This window comes from Rathayibacter sp. RFBD1 (assembly GCF_002932915.1).
Classification (GTDB): domain Bacteria; phylum Actinomycetota; class Actinomycetes; order Actinomycetales; family Microbacteriaceae; genus Rathayibacter.
Genome location: NZ_PSWQ01000009.1, coordinates 24,154 through 39,808, shown reverse-complemented (window position 1 = coordinate 39,808; position 15,655 = coordinate 24,154). Strand labels below are relative to the sequence as shown.

The following is a 15,655-nucleotide window of genomic DNA, read 5'->3' as shown; positions in this document are numbered from 1 at the left end:
GGCGGCCGCCCGGAGCGACCCGGCTACTGCGACTTCGGCAGGACGTGGAACGCGACGGCGAGCGATCCCGAGATCATCAGGATGCCGCCGACGAAGAGGAATCCGGCGATGTCGGGCAGCAGGAACGAGTTGCCGAGAACGAGGATCCCGCCGAGGAACAGCACGAACGAGAGGACGACGCCCAGACCAGTCATGCCCTCATCGTACGCAGGTCACGGGAGCAGGAGGTCCGCGAGCTCCTCGGCGCCGGACACCAGCGCGATCGTCCCGACCGCCTCGAGCGGCGATCCGTAGCCCCACTCGACCATGATCGTCGGCACGCCGTGGGCGGCGGCGCCCTGCACGTCGTGCTCGCGGTCGCCCACCATCACCGGCGCCGAGAGGTCGACGCCGAGCTCGCGGAGCTGGCGCAGCGCCTCCTCCACGACGTCGGCCTTGGCGCTGCGGACCTCGTCCTCGGAGGCGCCGCAGATCACCGTGAAGTACTGCGCCAGTCCGTAGTGCTCGAGGATGCGAGTGGCCGCCGACTCCGGCTTGGAGGTCGCGAGCGAGAGCGGCACGCCGGCCTCGGCGATGCGCGCGAGCACCTCGGGCAGCCCCGGGTAGACCGAGGAGTCGAACAGTCCGCCCGCGTTGTAGCGGCGGCGGTAGACCACGAGCGCGGCCTGTGCCTCCTCGACGGTCATCCCGCCGAGCTCGCGGAACGCCTCGAGCAGCGGAGGGCCGACGTAGGCCAGCAGCTCGGCCGGAGCGGGCACGGGGCGGCCCAGCTCGACGAAGGTCTCGACGAGGGTGCCGGTGATGCCGGGGGCCGAGTCGGTGATCGTGCCGTCGAGGTCGAACAGGATGCAGGACCAGGTGCCGGCTCGCGCGTCGAGGCCGGTGGCGGCGAGGGTCGTGTCGGACATGGCGGGCTCCTGACCTCGGAGGACGGGGTGACGCCGGCGCTGCCCCGCCGGGGGCCACACTCTACGGCCGTTCGGCGTCCAGAGCCCGTTCGACGAACGAACGGGTGACGACCTGGGCGATCGAGCCGGGGTCGAGCTGCACGGCGACGAAGTCGGCGGTGCGGATCAGCGCGAAGGCCTCGCGTCCGGGGAGGACCAGCATCTGCACCCGCGGATGCTGCTGCCGGGGGACCGCGGTGCGCACCTCGTCCGTGGAGGTGAACAGCGGCAGGACCTGCTCCCCGGTGGTCGTCGCGACGGTGCGGACGTGCGGCACGCCTCCGGGCTGGGAGCCCGTGACGTCGACCACGAGGGAGCCGTCGAGGCAGGCCTCGAGCAGCCGGTCGACGGCCTCGGCGGTGGGAGCGGCGACGAGCGCCTCCAGTGCTTCCCGAGCCTCCGCATTGCGGTACGGACCGGGTCGCGCCGGGCGTGCAGGGGGTCCGCCTCGTCGTGCCATGACTCCACGCTAACGAAGACCGGGGCGTGATCGGAATCGCCGGGACCGGTTCCCGGGAATGCGCGCGATCGGTGTCCGGAATCGTTACGGCCGTCTGCGGACACCGTGTCCTCTATTCGACGGCTGGTGGCGAACAGCTCGATTCCGCCCTGATTGCCTCCGCTTATCCTGAACATTCCCCTCGACATGGCGCGAGAAAGGGACGAATGGCGCCATTCATGGCGCACTCGATTGTGAAAGGGGGTAATGTCTCTCCCGGTCCGGGTCGAGACAGTCCGGTCCCGCGAACTCCAGGAGGAAAAGTGGCCCAGAAGATCACGCTTGTCGACGATATCGACGGAACCCTTATCGATTCCGGTGACGGCGGTACCGTCCGCTTCAGCATCGAGGGCGCCAACTACGAGATCGATCTCGGCCCCGACAACATCGCCGAGCTCCACTCGGCGCTCGAGAAGTTCGTCTCGAGCGCCCGCCGCGTCGGCTCGCGCCCCGCGGCCGCCACGAGCGTCGCGACCGCCTCCAAGAGCGACCCCAAGCAGCTCAAGGCCATCCGCGAGTGGGCGAACGCCAACGGCCACCCCGTCTCCGACCGCGGACGCATCCCCTCCGAGGTCCAGGCCGCCTATCAGGCCGCCCACAAGTAGCGGCCGCCGGGCTCTCGGCCCGGTGAGACGCCGCATTCCCGGGCCTCGCGCCCGGTGAGCGGAAGGCCCCCGTGATCCGATCGCGGGGGCCTTCGCCGTGCCTGTCGCCGCGTCTTCGCCGTGCCTGTCAGAACAGGCGCGTGTGGGAGTCGTCGGTGCCGCGCATGGCCTCGTAGTCGAGCACCACGCAGCGGATTCCGCGGTCCTCGGCGAGAGTCCGCGCCTGCGGCTTGATCTCCTGAGCGGCGAAGACTCCCGTCACCGGGAAGAGGTGCGGATCGCGATTCATCAGCTCGAGATAGCGGGTGAGCTGCTCCACTCCGTCGATCTCGCCGCGGCGCTTGATCTCGACGGCGACGGCGGCTCCCGAGGAGTCGCGGGCGAGGATGTCGACCGGGCCGATCGCGGTCATGTACTCGCGCCGGACGAGAGTGTGCCCCTCTCCGAGGAGGCCGATCTGCTCGGCGAGAAGGCGCTGGAGATGCGACTCCACTCCGTCCTTCACGAGTCCCGGATCGACGCCGAGCTCGTGCGCCGAATCGTGCAGCACCTCGTGGATCGAGACGACGAGAGCGTCGCCGGTCTTGCGGTGCGCGACGGTCCACTGCTGCGTCACTCCCGCGGCGCGCGCCTCCTCGTCGGGCTCGCCCGTGATCAGCGTGCAGGGCGGGCTCATCCAGTTCAGCGGCTTGTAGGAGCCGCCGTCGGAGTGGATGAGGACGCTCCCGTCGGCCTTGACGAGCAGGAGGCGGGTGGCGAGCGGGAGGTGGGCGCTGAGACGGCCGGTGTAGTCGACGGAGCAGCGCGCGATGACGAGACGCACCCGTCGAGGATAGACGGCGCGGCTCCGGCGGGCTCCCGGCTCAGCGCGCGGCGACGGGAGGCCGGCGGCCGAGCGGAGGAGCGGGCGGCGGCACCGAGAGCGAGGCGCGCAGCGCGACCGCGAACTCGGCCGGCGCCTCCGCCCACGGGTGGTGGCCGCTCGACTCGATGACGGCCAGGCTCGCCTGCGGCAGGAGCGCGGTGAGCGCCTCCAGAGCGGCGACGCCCGTCACCGGATCGTCCTCGCCGCCGAGGACGACCGCGGGGCACTCGAGGCGCTGCAGAGCGTCGCGGATCGCCGCGGTGTCGTCGGAGCCGGCGGGAGTCGTGTGACCGGCAGCCCGGTCGTCGATCCCGAGCCAGGCGGTGCCGGGGGCGATCAGGAGCAGGTGGGCGACGCGCTCGGGCGCGTCCACGGCGGCGAGCAGGACGGCGCGGCAGCCGGAGTCGTGCGCGGCGAGATCGAGCTCGTCGACGCCGAGGTGGCGGCGCAGGTCCTCCACGTCGGCGGCCGTCGTGGCCGGGGGAGCGGGAGGCAGCTCCGAGGAGTCGCCCACTCCGCGCGGGTGCAGCACGAGGACGCGGCGCGTGCAGGCGATCGAGGCGAACGAGCCGAGATAGGAGGGGTGGCGCTCCGGCTCACCGGGGACGACCACCAGGGGCCGCCCCTGACCGGCTCCGTGCTCGTCGACGTGGAGCAGGGCGCCGTCGCGCGCTCGGTACCGCATCCGCTCCCCCTCCGCCGCCGTCCCGGGAAGCCTAGGGGGAGGCGCGCCGGGGCGCCCGGGCCGCACGGGGGCTTGCGGAGGCGCGTGGAGCGGGGCGGTCAGCTCCGCCGGCTGCGGGCGGCGGGGGAGGCGAGCCCGGCCACGACCACCAGGGCCAGCACCAGGAAGAGGGCGTTCAGCAGGCCGTAGTGCTCGCCGAGGAAGCCGATGGCCGGCGGTCCGACCAGGAACGCGACGTAGCCGAGCATCGCCACCGCGCTGACGCGGGCGGCCGAGTGCGGCCCCTCCGCCGCGGCCGACATGCCCACCGGGAAGCCGAGCGAGCAGCCCAGACCCCAGGCGACCGCGCCGACGACGACGAGCGCGTCGACCGGGGCGAGGATGAACAGCAGGATGCCGACGATCGCGAGCCCGGCGGAGGCGCGCAGCACCGGGACGCGGCCGAAGCGGTCGAGCACGGGTCCGCCGATCACGCGTCCGACGGTCATGGCGGCGACGAACACGCCGAACACGACGGCGGCGGTGGTCTTGTCGGTGCCGTGGCCGTCGACCATCGCCAGGGTCAGCCAGTCGTTCGCGGAGCCCTCGGCGAAGGCCATGCCCAGCATGATCAGGCCGATGAGGACGAGGCGGCCGTCGCGCCAGACGCCGAGGGAGGCGGCGACGCGCTCGCGGACCGGCGGCTTCACCGTGGTCGCCGCGCCGGAGGTGTCGAGCTCCTCGCGGACCGGGACGAAGCGGATCGCGATCACCGCGGTCACGGCGATCACCACGGCGATCGCGCCGAGGTGGACGGCGACGGGCACGGCCAGGGCGGAGGCGCCCGCGCCGATCAGCGCGCCGGCCACGGTGCCGAGGCTGAAGAAGGCGTGGAACAGCGGCAGGAGCGTCTTGCCGAAGGCCTTCTCGTTGGCCGCTCCCTCGACGTTCATCATCACGTCGACCGCTCCGTTGCCGAAGCCGAGCATCGCCATGCCGGCGAAGGCCGCGGGGAGGACGCCGATGACGTCGGCCGAGACGCCCAGCACCGCGAGCCCCGCCGCCGAGACGGTGAGGCCGAGCGCCATGCCGCGCCGGGCGCCGATCGCGCCCATGACCGGCGTCGAGAACGCGAGTCCGACGATCGCGCCGATCGACATCGAGAGGATCAGCAGGCCCACTCCGGCGGTCGAGAGCTGGAGCTCGTCACGGATGGCGGGGGTGCGCGAGACCCAGGTGGCGATCGAGATCCCGCTGAGGACGAAGATCGTGAAGACGGCGTTGCGCCAGGCGACCAGCTGCGGGCGCGTGAGCGCGGACGTCGAGGTCATGGCGGTTCTCCTGGTGCGGGCGGGATCCGGACACCGGATCGAGAGGCACGGTCGAATCGATTCGAAGCGAGCCGGTCTAAGCTATCCGGAACCCCGGGGACGGTCAACCGACGACGAGCGCGCCGCCCCCACGAGGAGGAACGTGGAACCCCGCAAGAGCCCCCGGCCGACGCTCGCCCGCGTCGCGAGCCGGGCCGGAGTGTCCCCCTCAACCGCCTCGCTGGTCTTCAGCGGCTCCGGCCCCGTCTCGGAGGCCACGAAGGAGCGGGTGCTGCGCGCGGCGTCCGAGCTCGACTACGCCGGCCCCGACCCGCGGGCGCGCTCGCTCCGCCGCGGCCGCTCGGGGATCGTGGGGGTCGTCGTGGACGAGCGGATGCTGCACGCGTTCCGCGACCCGATCAAGATCGCCATGCTCGACGGGATCGCCGACGTGCTCGGCGGGGTCGACGCCGGGATCCTGCTGCTCACCGAGACCGGCGACGGCGCGGGCCTGCTGGCGACGGCCCCGGTCGACGCGATGATCCTGGTCGGCTGCAGCCCGTCGGTCGACGACTCCGTCGCCGTGCTGCGTCGCCGGGGGGTGCCGGTCGTCGTGGTCGAGGGCCTCTCGGAGCTGGGCGGCGCCGTGATCTCGCTCGACAACCGCGAGGCCAGCCGCACCCTCGCGGAGCACCTGCGCGAGCTCGGCCACGAGCGGGTCGCGGTGGTCTCGCTCCCGTTCGCGAAGGACCGCCGCCGCGGCGCGATCCCGCCGGGCTGGCGCTCGAGCCCCAGCATCACTCCGGTCGACCGGCTCCTCGGCGTGCAGGACGTCTTCCCGGACGCGTCGGTCGTCGCCGCCGCAGCGAGCTCGGTCGACGAGGGCGTCGCCGCGGGCCGCACGCTGCTCGAGGGGGCGGAGCCGCCGACCGCGGTCGTCGCGCAGAGCGATCTGCTGGCCGCGGGCGTGATCCTCGCGGCGGAGGAGCGCGGGCTGCGCGTGCCCGAGGACCTCTCGGTGGTCGGCTTCGACGGCGTGCAGGTGCCCGGTCTCGCGGCCGAGTACGACCTCACGACGATGGCCCAGCCCGCGGTCGAGAAGGGCCGTGCGGCGGGACGGGCCGCGGTCGCGCTCCTGGCCGACGAGGAGGCGGAGGCGGTCTGCTTCCACGCCGTCTTCCACCGCGGGAACACCAGCGCACCGCCGCGCTGACCGGAGTTGTCCACAGGCTTCTCCACAGGGGAGGAGTGCGGTCAGCGGAGCCAGACGTCGCTGTGGACCCGGAGCCCGAGGGTGACCGCGCGGGCGCCGAGGAAGCCGACGGCGAAGGCGAGCCAGAGCGCGAGGAGGCGCCATTCGGCGGGCGCGGCGGGGGCGAGCAGGGCGAGCGGGACGAAGACGGCGAGGTTCGCGAGGCCGCTGAGCGCCAGGTAGCGGCCGTCGCCGGCGCCGATCAGCACGCCGTCGAGCACGAAGACGTAGCCGCCCAGCGGAGCGGTGAGGCCCACGACCGCGATCGCCGCGGGCAGCAGCCGCAGCACCTCCGGGTCGCTCGAGAAGACGTACGGCAGGACACCGCTCAGACCGGTGACCAGCGCTCCGAGCACTGCACCCGCACCGATTCCCCAGGTCACACAGCGTTTCGTGACGGCTCGGGCCTGCTCGGCGTCGCCCGCGCCGAGGAGGCGGCCCAGCAGAGCCTGCGCGGCGATCGCCACCGCGTCGAGGGCGAAGGCGACCGTCGAGAACAGCGTCATCGCCACCTGGAAGGCGCCCAGCTCCTCCGCCCCGAGCGAGGTGGCGGTCGCGACCGCGAGCAGGATCGCCGCGCGGAGGCTCGCTGTGCGCAGCAGCATCCAGCCGCCGGATCCCGCGGAGGAGGCCAGGCCCGCGAGGTGCGGCCGCAGCGGCGCGCCGACCCTCCGGGCGAGCCGCAGCGCGACTCCCGCGTAGGCCGCGAGCATGGCCCACTGCGCGATCACCGTCCCCAGTGCGGAGCCGGTTATCCCCAGGCCGGCCGGGTAGATCAGCACGGCGTTGAGAGCGGCGTTGAGGGCGAATCCGCCGGCGGCGATCACCAGCGGAGTGCGGGTGTCCTGGAAGCCGCGGAGGAGCCCGGTGAGCGCGAAGACGCCGAGCATGGCGGGGATCCCGGCCATGCTCACCGCCAGGTACCGCACGCCCGCCTCGGCCACCGCCGGCTCCGCGCCGAAGAGCGCCACGACGGCCGGAGCGGTCAGCGCGCCCACCACGGCGATGCCGGCGCCGAGGAGCAGGGCCAGCCAGCCGCCGTCGATCCCGGCCGCCACGGCCCTCCGCTCGTCGCCCTCGCCGAGGGCCCGGCCGACCCGCGGAGTCGTGCTGTACGCGAGGAAGACCATCAGGCCGACGATCGTCTGCAGCACCGTGCCGCCCAGCGCGAGCCCGGCGAGCGGGACGGCGCCGAGATGGCCGACCAGGGCGGAGTCGGTGAGCAGGAACAGCGGCTCGGCGACCAGCGAGCCCAGCGCCGGGACGGCGAGCCGGAGGATGCTGCGGTCGAGGGCGGAGGTCACCGCTCGACGCTAGCGGCTCCCGCAGCTCCGGGACGGGCGTACCGTGGGCGGGATGCAGCGCTTCGGGATCGGGCTGGCGGCCGTGGGCCGGCCGGCGTACATCACGGCAGGGCGCGACGACGACCTCGGCCCCGCGGCCGAGCGGAGCGTCGACGCGCTGCGCGAGCGCACGCACCTGCTGCTCGACGCGGCGTGGGACGCCGGCGTCCGCTTCCTCGACGCCGCGCGCTCCTACGGGCGGGCGGAGGAGTTCCTCGGCGGCTGGCTCGCCCGGCATCCGGAGCGGCGGGCGGCGCTCACGATCGAGTCGAAGTGGGGCTACGAGTACGTCGGCGGGTGGGCGATGGATGCGCCGGTGCACGAGCGCAAGGAGCACTCGGTCGCGATGCTCGACCGCCAGTGGCCGCTCACGCTCGACGCGCTCGGCTCGGCGCCCGACTCCTACCTCGTCCACTCGATCACTCCCGAGAGCCCGGCCCTCACCGACCGCCCGCTGCTGGACCGACTGCGCGGCCTCGCCGGCTCCGGAGTGCGCGTCGGCCTCTCCACCAGCGGACCCGAGCAGGCGCGCGTGATCGAGCTCGCCCGCGCGATCCCGGAGTCGCCGTTCAGCGCGGTCCAGAGCACCTGGAACCCGCTCGAGCAGTCCGCGGGCCGAGCGCTCGCCGCCGCGCACGACGACGGCTGGCTGGTGGTGGTCAAGGAGGCCCTCGCCAACGGGAGGCTCGTGGCGCACCCGATCGAGCACGCCGGCGCCGCGCCGGACGCCGTCGCCCTGGGGGCGGCCCTCTCGCAGCCCTGGGCCGACGTCGTGCTGAGCGGCGCGGCGACTCCGGAGCAGCTGCGGGCCAACCTGCGCGCGCAGCCTGTGGAGCTCGCGGATCTCCCGGCGCTCGCCGTGGATCCGGCCCGCTACTGGGCCGAGCGCTCCGCTCTCGACTGGACCTGAGAGCACTCGAACGAAGTGGTGCGTGCGCTCCGGCGCCGCACGGGATAGCGTTCCTCTCAGCGCCCCGTCTGCCCTCTCTGCGAGGGCTGGCGCGCGGATCGGCCCTCGTGATATCGCCCGAGGGGATCCGCCCCGGCCCGCCACCCCTCTTCGAGTGCGGGCGAATCGAGCTTTCCTCCGCACCCTTCCGAGCACCTCCGCCGGTCCTAGCGTGACGCGCAGGTCGTCGATGCGGCCGGCTCGCCACCACCCCCAGGCGAGCGTTCGATCCTCGATCCGACGCCCAGCGGAGTGCCCCCATGTCCCGTGCCCGAACAGTCCTCCTCGTCACCGCCGCCCTCGTCGCGGGCCTGCTCACGGCGCCGAGCGCCGCGTCGGCCGCGACTCCCGGGACCAGTCCCGTGACGGGCTTCGAGAGCGGCTCGCCTGCGCTCACGACGGTGACCGGCACGGCCTCCACGGCCGTCTCCGACGACAGCACGGAGGGCGACTCGTCGCTCGAGGTCGCGTACGACGTCACCGGGGGGCTCGCCGAGCTCGGCTTCGACCCGCTGCAGGCGCCCGTCATCCCCGCGCCCGCCTCGGCCCTGACGGTCGACCTCCGCGGCGACGGCTCCTACAACACCGTCTACCTGCGGGTCCGCGACACGAGCGGCGAGACCTTCGTGCACCGCGTCGACGCGATGCGCTCGACCCAGTGGCAGACGCTCACCGTGGACCTGACCGCGGAGCCGGTGGCCCGCGACGGCGGCGATGGCAACGGAGTCATGGACGCGCCGCTCACCGTGGCCGGCGTCCTCGTGGTCCGCAACGGCGAGCAGCCGCCGACCGGCACGTTCGCCCTCGACGACCTGCGCGCGGACACCACCGGCTGGACCCTCCCCGTCGCCGCGTCGACCTACGTCGCCGCCGGGGCGAGTGCCGCGCTCTCCTTCGACGCCGGATCCGCGGGGGACTGGGAGCTGCGGCTCGCGGACGCCGCCGGGCTCTCGCGCACCGTCACCGGCACGGCCGCCGCGGCGGGTCCCGTCGCCGTCGACTGGGACGGACGCGACGACTCCGGAGCCGCGATGACCGGCGACGTGCGCGCGGTGCTCCGCCAGGACGACTCGGCCGACGGCTCCCTCGGCGCCGCGACGACGACCGGCGTCCCGTTCCTGCTCACCCTGGCCGCGGCCGACGACCCCGACGCGACCTCGGTGGTCGAGGCCTTCGACGGCGGAGACGCCGGCTGGGGAGTCGCCACCGGATCCGCCACCCTGCGCCGCGCCTCCGCGGCCGGGGGAGGCGCGACCGGCACCGAGGGCACCGACGCGCTCGCCGTCGACTACGACCTCACCGACGGCATGGCCGGCATCACGCGGACCGCTCCGCTCGACGTCGCCACCGGCCCGGTCACGGGGCTGAAGGTCGACCTCAAGGGCGACGGCAGCTACAACACGGTCTACCTCCGCGTCACCGACGCGAGCGGCGAGGCGTTCACCTACCGGATGGACGCGATGCGGCAGACCACCTGGACCACGGTGCCCATCGACCTCACCCAGGACCCGGTGCTCGCCGAGGGGGGCAACGCCGACTCCGTGCTCGACATGCCGCTGACGCTGACCGGCTTCTACGTCGTGCGCAACGGCGAGCAGTCCGCCACCGGCTCGCTCGTGCTCGACAACCTGCGCGCGGTGAGCAGCCGGTGGACGATGCCCGTCGCCGACACCGAGTTCCTCGTGCCGTCGGAGGGCGGAGTCGCGAGCCTCGCGTTCTCGGCCGCCACGGCCGGCGACTGGATGATCGTCCTCCGCGACGGCACCGGCCGCAGCCGCTCCCTCACCGGCACCCTCGCGGAGCCCGGCGAGACCGCCGTGCAGTGGGACGGGAAGGCCGACGACGGACAGGAGATGGACGGCCCGATCCGCAGCACCTTCCTGCAGGACTCGACCCCGGACGGGCAGTTCTCCGCGTCGCGGACCCGCTCGGCGACTCCGACCCTGCTGACCGTCGCCGCGGCGCAGCCGTCGACGACCAGCGTGGTCGAGGGCTTCGAGGGCGCGGCGTCGGGCTGGAGCGTCGCGATGGGCTCGGCGGCCGTCTCGCGCACCAGCGCGCAGAAGACCCAGGGCTCCTACGCGCAGCGGATCGACTACGACGTCTCGTCGGGCCTGGTCGAGACGGTGCAGAGCACCCCCGCGACCGTGATCGCGAAGCCGGCCTCGTCGCTCCGGATCGACCTCAAGGGCGACGGCACCTACAACACCGTCTACACGCGCCTCCGCGACGCCTCGGGCGAGACCTTCACCTACCGGCTCGACGCGATGCGCTCGACGGCGTGGGCGACGATCGACGTCGACCTCACCGCTCCGGCCGCGCTGATCGAGGGCGGCGACGGCGACCAGGTGCTCGACTTCCCGGTGAAGCTCTCCGGCGTGATCATCGTGCGCAACGGCAGCCAGCCCGCCACCGGGACCGTCGTGCTCGACAACCTGCGCACCCTCGCCACCGGCTGGTCGCTGCCGACGGCCGCGACCGCGTTCTTCACCCCCGGCGCCTCGGCGACCACCTCGTTCTCCTTCACCGCGGCAGGCCCGGGCGACCACCGCCTCGAGCTGTGCGACAAGGAGGGGCGCGTGAAGACGATCACCGGGCGTGCGGCCGCGGCCGGCCCGGTCACCCTGACCTGGGACGGCTCGGACGACTCCGGGACCCGCATGCGCGGCGACGTCAGCGGCGTCTTCTCGCAGGACGGGACGGACGACGGCGTCCTCGCCTCGAACGCCACCCGCAGCGGGATCCCGCTCCTGCTGACCCTTGCGGAGATCGACGCGGACGCGAGCCTCGCGCAGTCCTTCGACTCCGCCGGGACCGACTGGGTGCAGGCCGCCGGCACCGCGACCCCCTCGACCTCGGCCACCCGCACCGAGGGTTCGGGCGCGCTGAAGATCTCCTACGACCTCTCCCGCGCCGACGCCGAGATCGAGACCGCGACGACTCCGGTGCCGCTGCTGACGCAGCCCGCGACCGCGCTCAAGGTCGATCTGCTCGGCGACAGCAGCTGGAACACCGTGTTCCTCAAGCTGCGGGACGCCACCGGCGAGATGTTCTTCTACCGCGTCGACGCGATGAGCCTCAGCCGGTGGACGACCGCGACGATCGACCTCCGGTCGCCCGCCGCGAACACTCACCTCGGCAACGACGACGGCGTGCTCGACTACCCGGTCTCGCTGGTGCGGATCAACGTGGTGCGGAACGGCGCCTCGGCCCCCGCCACCGGCACCGTCGTGCTCGACAACCTGCGCGTGCTCGACGAGGACTGGACGCTGCCGACCGCGAGCGCCGCGCGCTTCTCGCGCGAGAACGCCGCGACCACGACCGTCCGCTTCACGGCGGGCGGGCCCGGCGACTACGCCCTGGTGCTGCGCGACAGCGCCGGCCGCACCCGCACCTACGGCGGGACCGCCGCCGCCGCGGGCGAGATCACCGCGACCTACGACGGCACCGACGACAGCGGAGCCGCGATGGCCGGCAGCATCGCCGGACGCCTCACCTGGGACACGACCGCCGACGGCGCGCTCTCGGGAGCCGTCACGGCGACCCGCCCCTACCTCACCGGAGTGAGCGCCCGGGTCACCGAGGCGTCGCCCACGTCGATCAGCGGCATCAACAGCTTCCTCACCGAGCAGGACTCGCCCGTCGAGGCCGACCGGCAGGCCGCCCTCCTCGAGGACGCGCAGGTGCGCTGGGCCCGCGAGGAGTTCGAGTGGAAGCGCGTCGAGCCGCGGAAGGGCTTCTACGACTGGGCGAAGTTCGACCAGGCCGTCGCGATCAGCCAGGCGCGCAACGTCGACATGATCGGGAAGCTCGCCTACTCCGCGCCCTGGGCCTCGTCGGCCCCGGCCGGCACCGCGGCGGAGGACGCGCAGTACTACCCGCCGCGCAGCAACGCCGACTTCGCGTCGTACGCGGCGGCGACCGTGGCCCGGTACAAGGACCGCGTGCACGTCTGGGAGGTGTGGAACGAACCGAACACCGACTACTACTGGCGCGGAGGCGCCACGGCCGGCCAGTACGGCGAGATGCTGAAGGCCGCGTACACGGCGATCAAGGCCGTGGACCCGACCGCGACCGTGCTGGTCGGCGGGCTCGACCAGTTCAGCGACCCGTTCATGGCGGGCGTGCTGGCGGCCGGGGCGGGCGACTCCTTCGACGGACTCGCGATCCACACGTACACGGTCGACGGAGCGCCCGAGACGGGAGCGATCCCGACCTACCTCGACGCGGCGCAGAACTTCCTCACCCGCAGCGCGCCGGGCCGGAGCCTGTGGATCACCGAGGTCAGCTGGGCGACCTGCACCACCTGCACCGGCGCCACCAGCGAGGCCGACCAGGCGTCGTACCTCTCGCGCTCCTACCTCGACGCCGCGGCCCGCGGGATCAAGGCGATCGCCTGGTACAACCTCGTCGGAGGCCCCGACCCGCAGGCGCCGCTGGACACCTTCTCGGTGACCGAGCGCTCCGGACGGCAGAAGCCCGCGTACGCGGCGCTGAAGGAGGTCGGCGCGGTCCTCGCGACCGGCACCGCGGTCGGCCGGGCGAGCGCGACCGCCTCCGCCTCGCCGGTGAAGGTCGACGACCTCTCCTCCACGAGCGGGTGGGCCGTGGCGCCGATCGGCGGCGGGACCGCCTCGCTGGCCGCGACGTCGACCGGCTACTCCGGCTCGGGCGCGCTGAAGCTGACGTACGACTTCTCCGGCGCCTCGAAGGGCGCGCAGCTCCACACCTCGCGCACCCTCCCCGGCTCGCCGACAGCGGTCTCGGTCTGGGTCAGCGGCGACGCGAGCACCAGCCCCGTCTACCTGAAGCTGCAGGACGCGACCGGGGAGACCTTCCAGGGCCTCGTCGGCAACGTCGGCGGCTCGCCGTGGCAGAAGATGACGCTGTTCTCGGACGGGCTGAACGCCAACTACACGCACTCCGGCGGTGACGGCGACGGGGTGTGGGACTACCCGGTGAAGCTCGTGGACGCCTTCGTCTACAAGGCGATGTCGGGCATCTCCTCCGGCACGGTCTCGATCGACGACGTGACGGCCGACTACGGAGTGAATCTGCACGGGACGGTGCTGCAGACGCCGACCGAGACGGTGCAGGCGCTCTACACCGCGGGCCCGTCGACGGCCTCGGTGCAGGTCTCGGGGGCGACGGCGTCGATCCGGACCACCGCGGGCAGCACGGCGCTGGCCGTCGCCGACGGCCACGCGACCGCGACGCTCGGCCGGACGCCGGCGTTCGTGGTCTCGGCGCCCGCGGTGACCCGCCCCGGCGGCACGACGACGCTCGACTGGATGACCGGCGACGGTGCGACGACCAGTGTCGCGGTGCTCACGGCGTCCGGCGGAGTCGCGAAGCAGCTGACCTCGTCGATCCGCCACCTCGCGGGCCGGCAGACCCTCGCCTGGGACGGACGTCTGACGAACGGCGCCGTCGCCCCGGCCGGGTCGTACAGCATGCGCATCACGACGACGACGCTCGACGGACGCACCAGCGTGCAGAAGGTCGCGTTCACGCAGCCCTGACGCGGGTCGCTGCGGGGCGGCCGCCTCGACGACTCCTGGAGTCTCGGGACGGCCGCCCCCCTTCGACTCTCCAGGAGTCGAAGGGGGGTCTCGAGTGCGACAGATCCTGGACAGTGGGCGGCAGGCATCCCTCGATGGCGGGCGCCCGGGCGCCTCAGGACCAGTCGCCCTCGCCCGTGCCGAGGCGCTCGCGGCCGAGCTCGGTGATCGGGACGGCCGCGAGGCTGGTGAGGCCGATGCCGAGGAGCGTCGCCCGAGGTGCGCCGGACGCGCCGAGCAGGGCCATCCCCTCCAGCACCGCGCAGAAGTAGGCGCCGAGCGCCTCCGGATCGGCGGAGGCGTCGATCTCGCCGGCCGTCCGCGCGTCGTCGATGCAGGCCGCGTAGTGCGAGCGCATCGCGTCGAACGCGGTCGCGACCGTCGCCGCGATCTCGGGGTCGCGCGCCGAGAGCTCCACCGCGGTCCGGGTGAACAGGGACGGAGCCGACTGCGCCGCGCCGTGCTCGACCGCCACCCGCACGAGCTGCGAGCGGATGCGCGCCAGCGGGCTCTCGGTCCCGTGGCGGATCGTCTCCACGGCGTCGACCGCCTCGGCGGTGTCGCTGAGGAACGCCCGCATGAAGAGCTCCTTCTTGCCGCCGAACGCGTTGTAGAGGCTCTGCCGCGCCAGGCCGGTCGCCTCGAGCAGCGTGTCGAGCGAGGTGCCCGCGTACCCGGTCTCGGCGAAGGCCGTCCGGGCGCGGGCGACGACGTCGGCCTCGTCGAAGGTGCGGGGTCGGGGCATGATCGTCCTCCTGGTCGGGTGGCCCGTCCATCCTGTCCCACCGCACGGGGTCCGCGGATCGAGGGGACGGGCGCGGGTCGGGCTCCGGGTCCGAGGGGCCCCCCGGCTCGGGCTCGGGCTCGGCGCTCCGGGCTCAGGCGATGGACGCGCCGCCGTCGACGAGGATCTCCGCGCCGGTGATGCCCGAGCTCTGGTCGGAGACGAGGAAGAGCACCGTCGCCGCGACCTCCTCGGGGCGCAGCAGCCGGCCGAGCGGCATGCCGGAGGCGATCTGCTCGAGGAGCGCGGACGGGTCGCCCGGGGCCAGGGCCGCGAGGCCGGGCGTCTCGGTCGGCCCGGGCACGACGGTGTTGATTCGGACGCCGCGCGGCGCCAGCTCGGCGGCCCAGGTGCGGGTCATCGTGGCGACGGCCGCCTTCGAGGCCCCGTACAGGCCGAAGCTCTTCTCGGTCCCGGAGCCCGCGGTGGAGCCGGTCACCACGATCGCGGCCCGGTCGGTGAGGTGGGGGAGCGCCCCCTGGACCGTCAGGGCGGTGCCGCGGACGTTGGTCGCGAAGGCCGCGTCGATGTCGTCAGTGGTCACGTCGGCCAGGTCCTTGAACCCGCCCCCGCCCGCGTTGGCGTGCACCGCGTCGAGACCGGACCCGCGGGCGGCGACCGCGTCGAAGACCGCTCGCGCACCGTCGGGCTCCGCGGCGTCCGCGCGGACGACGGTCACGGCGTCGCCGAGCTCCTCCGCCACCGCGTCGAGCTGCTCCTGCCGGCGGCCGGTCACGAACACATGCGCGCCCTCCTGTACGAACCGGCGGACGACCGCGAGGCCGATGCCCGAGGTCCCGCCCGTCACGAGGGCCGTCCTGCCACTGAGTGCTGCATCCATGAGAAGCTCCGTCCGAGTTGTTGACTGATCGTTCT

Annotated in this window: 13 protein-coding genes; 4 read left to right on the top strand and 9 right to left on the bottom strand. The window is 73.7% G+C overall.

The window, feature by feature from the left end:
* Positions 1-23: 23 nt before the first annotated feature.
* From C5D50_RS16495 to C5D50_RS03735, 3 genes are all read right to left on the bottom strand, one after another.
* A complete protein-coding gene (locus C5D50_RS16495) occupies positions 24-194 on the bottom strand; it encodes a hypothetical protein (RefSeq protein ID WP_159911733.1) in 171 nt (56 codons plus the stop codon).
* A gap of 18 nt (positions 195-212) precedes the next feature.
* Positions 213-908, bottom strand: coding sequence for an HAD hydrolase-like protein (locus C5D50_RS03740; RefSeq protein WP_104282781.1), 696 nt, complete (start codon positions 906-908; stop codon positions 213-215).
* A 61-nt stretch (positions 909-969) separates the two neighbouring features.
* Positions 970-1,407, bottom strand: coding sequence for an SseB family protein (locus C5D50_RS03735; protein ID WP_104222625.1), 438 nt, complete (start codon positions 1,405-1,407; stop codon positions 970-972).
* 302 nt (positions 1,408-1,709) lie between these two features.
* Between C5D50_RS03735 and C5D50_RS03730 the strand changes: the two genes are divergently transcribed.
* Positions 1,710-2,051 (top strand): Lsr2 family protein, encoded by a 342-nt coding sequence (locus C5D50_RS03730; protein WP_104222624.1) that lies wholly within the window; start codon positions 1,710-1,712, stop codon positions 2,049-2,051.
* 127 nt (positions 2,052-2,178) lie between these two features.
* Here C5D50_RS03730 and nucS read toward each other — a convergent pair whose 3' ends face one another.
* The 3 genes from nucS to C5D50_RS03715 form a co-directional block, all read right to left on the bottom strand.
* Positions 2,179-2,874 (bottom strand): endonuclease NucS, encoded by a 696-nt coding sequence (nucS, locus tag C5D50_RS03725; RefSeq protein WP_104222623.1) that lies wholly within the window; start codon positions 2,872-2,874, stop codon positions 2,179-2,181.
* Between the two features lie 40 nt (positions 2,875-2,914).
* Positions 2,915-3,601, bottom strand: coding sequence for an alpha/beta fold hydrolase (locus C5D50_RS03720; RefSeq protein ID WP_104282780.1), 687 nt, complete (start codon positions 3,599-3,601; stop codon positions 2,915-2,917).
* 98 nt (positions 3,602-3,699) lie between these two features.
* Entirely contained in the window at positions 3,700-4,911 is a 1,212-nt protein-coding gene (locus tag C5D50_RS03715; RefSeq protein ID WP_104225755.1) for an MFS transporter, read from the bottom strand.
* Between the two features lie 142 nt (positions 4,912-5,053).
* On the opposite strand from C5D50_RS03715, the gene C5D50_RS03710 reads away from it, so the two are divergent.
* Positions 5,054-6,103 carry a LacI family DNA-binding transcriptional regulator gene (locus C5D50_RS03710; RefSeq protein WP_244230542.1) on the top strand — a complete coding sequence of 350 codons (1,050 nt, stop codon included), beginning with the start codon at positions 5,054-5,056 and terminating at the stop codon, positions 6,101-6,103.
* Positions 6,104-6,144: 41 nt separating this feature from the next.
* Here C5D50_RS03710 and C5D50_RS03705 read toward each other — a convergent pair whose 3' ends face one another.
* Complete coding sequence (locus tag C5D50_RS03705) at positions 6,145-7,446, bottom strand: MATE family efflux transporter (protein ID WP_104282779.1); 1,302 nt, start codon at positions 7,444-7,446, stop codon at positions 6,145-6,147.
* A gap of 52 nt (positions 7,447-7,498) precedes the next feature.
* Between C5D50_RS03705 and C5D50_RS03700 the strand changes: the two genes are divergently transcribed.
* Positions 7,499-8,395: an aldo/keto reductase gene (locus C5D50_RS03700; protein WP_104282790.1), complete on the top strand. Its 897-nt coding sequence runs from the start codon at positions 7,499-7,501 to the stop codon at positions 8,393-8,395.
* Positions 8,396-8,694: 299 nt separating this feature from the next.
* Positions 8,695-13,956, top strand: coding sequence for a cellulase family glycosylhydrolase (locus C5D50_RS16300; protein ID WP_146086875.1), 5,262 nt, complete (start codon positions 8,695-8,697; stop codon positions 13,954-13,956).
* Between the two features lie 154 nt (positions 13,957-14,110).
* On the opposite strand, the gene C5D50_RS03690 is transcribed toward C5D50_RS16300, so the two are convergent.
* Both C5D50_RS03690 and C5D50_RS03685 read right to left on the bottom strand, forming a co-directional pair.
* A complete protein-coding gene (locus C5D50_RS03690; RefSeq protein WP_104282778.1) occupies positions 14,111-14,740 on the bottom strand; it encodes a TetR/AcrR family transcriptional regulator in 630 nt (209 codons plus the stop codon).
* A 133-nt stretch (positions 14,741-14,873) separates the two neighbouring features.
* Positions 14,874-15,620 (bottom strand): SDR family NAD(P)-dependent oxidoreductase, encoded by a 747-nt coding sequence (locus C5D50_RS03685; RefSeq protein ID WP_104282777.1) that lies wholly within the window; start codon positions 15,618-15,620, stop codon positions 14,874-14,876.
* Between the last annotated feature and the right edge of the window lie 35 nt (positions 15,621-15,655).